This window comes from Mesorhizobium sp. CC13 (assembly GCF_039907765.1).
In the GTDB taxonomy this organism is placed as follows: domain Bacteria; phylum Pseudomonadota; class Alphaproteobacteria; order Rhizobiales; family Rhizobiaceae; genus Aminobacter.
This window is the reverse complement of the sequence record NZ_JARDJI010000045.1, coordinates 1-4,302: the sequence shown is the minus strand read 5'-3', so window position 1 is coordinate 4,302 and position 4,302 is coordinate 1. Positions and strand designations below refer to the sequence as shown.

Below are 4,302 nucleotides of genomic sequence, written 5' to 3'. Positions count from 1 at the left end.
CAACGACCTTTTTCCGACTTTTGCGAATTTTTTGCGACAAAAACACAGACCCCTTCAAAACCCTGCGTAAGGGCCGCGAAAAAACTTCAGACGGCTCAAATCATCCACCACACGGGCCTCAATCTGGGCGGGAAGCTGCCCATAAGGTCACAGCAATTCGGACGAAATCAGCCTCGTTCGGCCGGCGCGAAGCACTCGATCGGGCAAAGCTTCCAGCTCCCCATGCGTCAAATGCTGCAAAGCCGGCTCCGGAGCAGTGGACAACGCCGGCCGCGGCCGGCCAGCCTCAATCCCGCCCCAATGCGGGCGAAAGTCTCGTTGCGTCCCAGGGCGCGAAGCGCGGCCGGGCCGGCGGTCGAATGCCCTCTCTATATATAGGAGAGCGATTGCGGCTCCGGCGCGGTATCCGCCGCTTCGTTGACTTGGGCCGCCATGACAGGCAAATGTCTTGGCATTCAAAAGCAGATGGGCGCCAAGCGCCGGGGACTTTAGCCGTACTGGATGCAGGATACGGACCAGACCATAGCCGAGCTCGGCAATGAGCCGCCGCTGATCGCGGACGGTCGCGCCGGCCCGCCGGACCGGCGCGAGGTGTCGGCCCGCTGGCTGTCGGGCACCTTCCTGACCGGCGTGACCTCGAGCGTGCTGATGGGCGTCGCCCTGTTTGCCGCCCTCGACGGCCGCGAGAAGCTGGCCACCCCGCCCGAGATCGCCGAACTCGCCAGCACGGCCGCCGGCAACGATTCCGGCGAGCGCGCCAAGACCGCCCGGGTGGCGCCGCTGCGCCAGATCGCCAAGGCGAAGGACCGCCGTCGTATGGAAGTGTCGATGATGACCAAGGTCGGCGACCGCGACGTCGTCCGCACCATGCCCTTCGTCCAGATCAAGATGGCGCTCGCCGCCAACCGTCCCTCGACGCGCAACTATCCGCCCTTCGACCCCTTGAGCGTGTTTGCCGAAGAGGGCAGCGCCCAGCCGGCTTCCTCCGCCCCGACCGGACAGATCTACGGCGTCAAGGTCGAGAGCGAGATGAGCCTGAAGACGGTCGACTTCCCGATCGAGACGGCCGCCTTCGACGAGACCAGCGCCATGTCGGCCGCCGAGGTCGAGAAGGTGGTGCGCGATACCGGCGGCAGCCTGACCGAGGGCGACATCCAGGTCGCCGCCCTGCACTACGTCGATCCGCAGCGCTTCGGCGACGCCTTCGCCGACCAGACGCTGGCCGGCTCCTACGGCATCAGGATCGTGCCCGAGAACTTGTCGGTCTCGGTGCGCGAGGAGATCGACCCCAATACGCTGTCCTATGCCGAGGACATCATCCCCTTCGAGAGCGACCGCAAGATCGTCGACGCGCTCGCGGCCGCCGGCTACGAGGGCGACGACGCCAAGGGCATGGCCAATGCGGTCTCGCGGCTGCTCAATGCGACCGCGCTCAAGGCCGGCACCGTGCTGCGCGTCGGGCTGGAGGTGCGCGGCGACGCCGGCAAGATCGTGCGCACCAGCGTCTACGACCGCACCCAGCATGTGCTGACCATCGCGCTCGACGACCGCGGCCAGTTCGTGCCCGGCAACGAGCCCGAACCCAATCCCGAGCTGGCGACGGCCTTCGAGAGCACGCCGACCGTGACCACCTCGCGCGGCGCGCTGCCCAGCATCTATGACGGCATCTACCGGGCCGCCTATTCCTACGGCATGTCGGAGGACATGACCAAGCAGCTGGTGCGGCTGCTCGCCTCCGACGTCGATTTCCAGTCGCGGCTCAATCCGTCGGACCGCATCGAGGTGTTCTTCTCGCAGCCCAACGGCGAGGACCAGATGTCGGAGGATTCCGAACTCCTCTATGTCTCGGCGACCTTCGGCGGCAACACGCGCAACTTCTACCGCTTCCGCATGGAAGACGGCACGACCGACTATTTCGACCAGGATGGCCGCAGCTCGCGCCAGTTCCTGCTGCGCAACCCCGTCCCCAACGCCCGCTTCACCTCCGGCTTCGGCGCGCGCAAGCACCCGATTCTCGGCTATGTGAAGATGCACACGGGCGTCGACTGGGCCGCCCCCACCGGCACGCCGATCATCGCGCCGGGCAACGGCATCGTGGAGAAGGCGGGCTGGGCCGGCGGCTACGGCAAGCAGACCATCATCCGCCATGCCAACGGCTACGTGACGTCCTACAACCACCAGAGCCGGATCGCCCCGGAGGTCGTTGCCGGCGCGCGGGTGCGCCAGGGACAGGTCATCGGCAATGTCGGCACGACCGGCCTGTCGACCGGGTCGCACCTGCATTACGAGCTGAGCGTCAACGGCACCAAGGTCGATCCGATGCGCGTGCGCCTGCCCACCGGCCGCGTCCTCGCCGACGGCGAACTCAAGGCGTTCACGAAGGAACGCGAGCGCATCGACGAGTTGCTCAAGGAAGGCAACGAGGACGCGCTCAAGGTTGCGAGCACCGACAAGGTCAGCGGCTAGCCTTCTCCTTCCTCGCCCATGACGGCTGGGTGAACCAGGCGACAAGGGCCGACAGCCAGCACATCGCCGCCGCGATCCAGGCGATCGCCGAAAAGGCCCGGTTGGTCGCCTCGACGCGCAACGCCTCAGCCGCGGGTTCGAGCGGCGCGGTCGTCAGCGCGCCGAATTCCGCGCCGGCCGCGGCCGGGCCCAGCACCTCGGCAAAGACGATGCCGGCGACCGCACCGAGCGCGGCGACCGCCATCAGCCCGGCCGCGCGCGCCAGCGCATTGTTGATCCCGGACGCGAGGCCGGTGTCCTCGTCGGGTGTCGCCCGCATCACCGCCGCCGAGATCGGCGACACCACGATGGCCATGCCGATGCCCTTGAGCAGCAGGATCGGGAACGTCACCTGCCAAAGCAGCATCAGCGGCATGGTGAGCGCGAGCCCGGCATAGGACAGGCCGACGATCACTGCCCCCACCGTGAGCGGCAAGCGCGGCCCGATCGCATCGGCGAGGTTGCCCGAGCGGCTGGAGAACGCGCCGATGAACAGGGACAGCGGCAAGAACAGCAGGCTTGCCTCCCACTCGGACGCGCCCCAGCCGGAAATCACCGTCATCGGCAGGAAGAACAGCACGGCATTGAAGGCGAAGAACAGGATCAGTGTATAGAGGTTGGCTCCGGTGAAGGCGCGCGAGCGGAACAGTTCGAGCTTCACCATCGGCGCCCTCGCTCTTTTCTCCCAGACCACGAAGGCGACGAAGATCGCGGCGCCGATGGCGATCCACGCCCAGGGCGAGACGGAGCGCGCTTCCGCCGGCAGTCCGAGCGCGGTCAGCCCCCATGCCATGAGGCCGAGGCCGACGGTGGCGAGCAGCGCGCCGCCGATGTCGAGCCGCCGCCTGGACGACGGCCGGTCCTGCGGCACCTTCGAGAACAGCATGTAGAGCGCGACCAGGCCGATGGGCACGTTGATGGCAAAGATCAGCCGCCACATCCATTCGGCGCCGAACGACAGCACCATGCCGCCGACGAACGGTCCCATCGCCGTGGTCAGCGACGAAAACGCCGCCCACTGGCCGATCGCCCGCCCGCGCGTCTCGTTGGGATAGGACTTGGCGATGATGGCGAGGCTGCCCGGCACCATAAGTGCCGCGCCGACGCCTTGGGCAGCGCGCATCACGATCAGCATGTCGGCGTCGACCGCGAGCGAACATGCCGCGGAGGTGACCATGAAGGTGAGGATGCCGAGCGCGAAGATGTTGCGCACGCCGAACACGTCGCCGGCGGCCCCGCCGAGCAGGACGAGCGCCGACAAGAACAGCATGTAGCCGTTGCTGATCCACTGCGCGTCGACCAGCGAGGCGCCGAGATCCTCGCGGATGATGGGCATGGCGAGCGACACCACCGAGCCGTCGATGAAGCCCATGCTGGAGGCGAGGATCGCCGACACCAGCACATAGCGCCGCGCTTCGGGCGGGCAGAAGGCGGGGGCGGACGCGGCGGCGGCTGGCTGATTCATGGCAGGAACCCTATTTCGAGCTTTCCCATACGTGAAGTGACCCAGCGGCGCGATTTGTCGGAGCCAGGGCGTGGCGCGCTGCCCCGGGGGACCCCGCCCCGATCCGCAAGGGGGGAGAAGCGCCGCGAGCGTCTCATTCCTTCCCACCCCCCCTCTGGGCTGCCGCCCATCTCCCCCGCAAGGTGGGAGATTGGCAGCTTCGGCGTCCCGCCCTTTTCTGCCTCTCCTTAAGGTCGGGAGCTTGATGAAGGCCCAATCTCCCCCCTTGCGGGGGAGATGGGCGGCCCTTCGACAGGCTCAGGACGGAGGGGGTGCTGTCCCTCAAGCCTATC

The 4,302-nt window shown here is 67.4% G+C and carries 2 protein-coding genes; one reads left to right on the top strand and one right to left on the bottom strand.

The annotated features are described in order from the left end of the window. Positions 1 to 501: 501 nt before the first annotated feature. On the top strand, positions 502 to 2,466 hold the full coding sequence (locus PV773_RS25055) for a M23 family metallopeptidase (RefSeq protein ID WP_347968974.1): 1,965 nt from the start codon (positions 502 to 504) through the stop codon (positions 2,464 to 2,466). Here PV773_RS25055 and PV773_RS25050 read toward each other — a convergent pair. Next, complete coding sequence (locus PV773_RS25050; RefSeq protein ID WP_347968973.1) at positions 2,456 to 3,970, bottom strand: MFS transporter; 1,515 nt, start codon at positions 3,968 to 3,970, stop codon at positions 2,456 to 2,458. The two genes, PV773_RS25055 and PV773_RS25050, sit on opposite strands and share 11 nt — an antisense overlap. Positions 3,971 to 4,302: the final 332 nt, after the last annotated feature.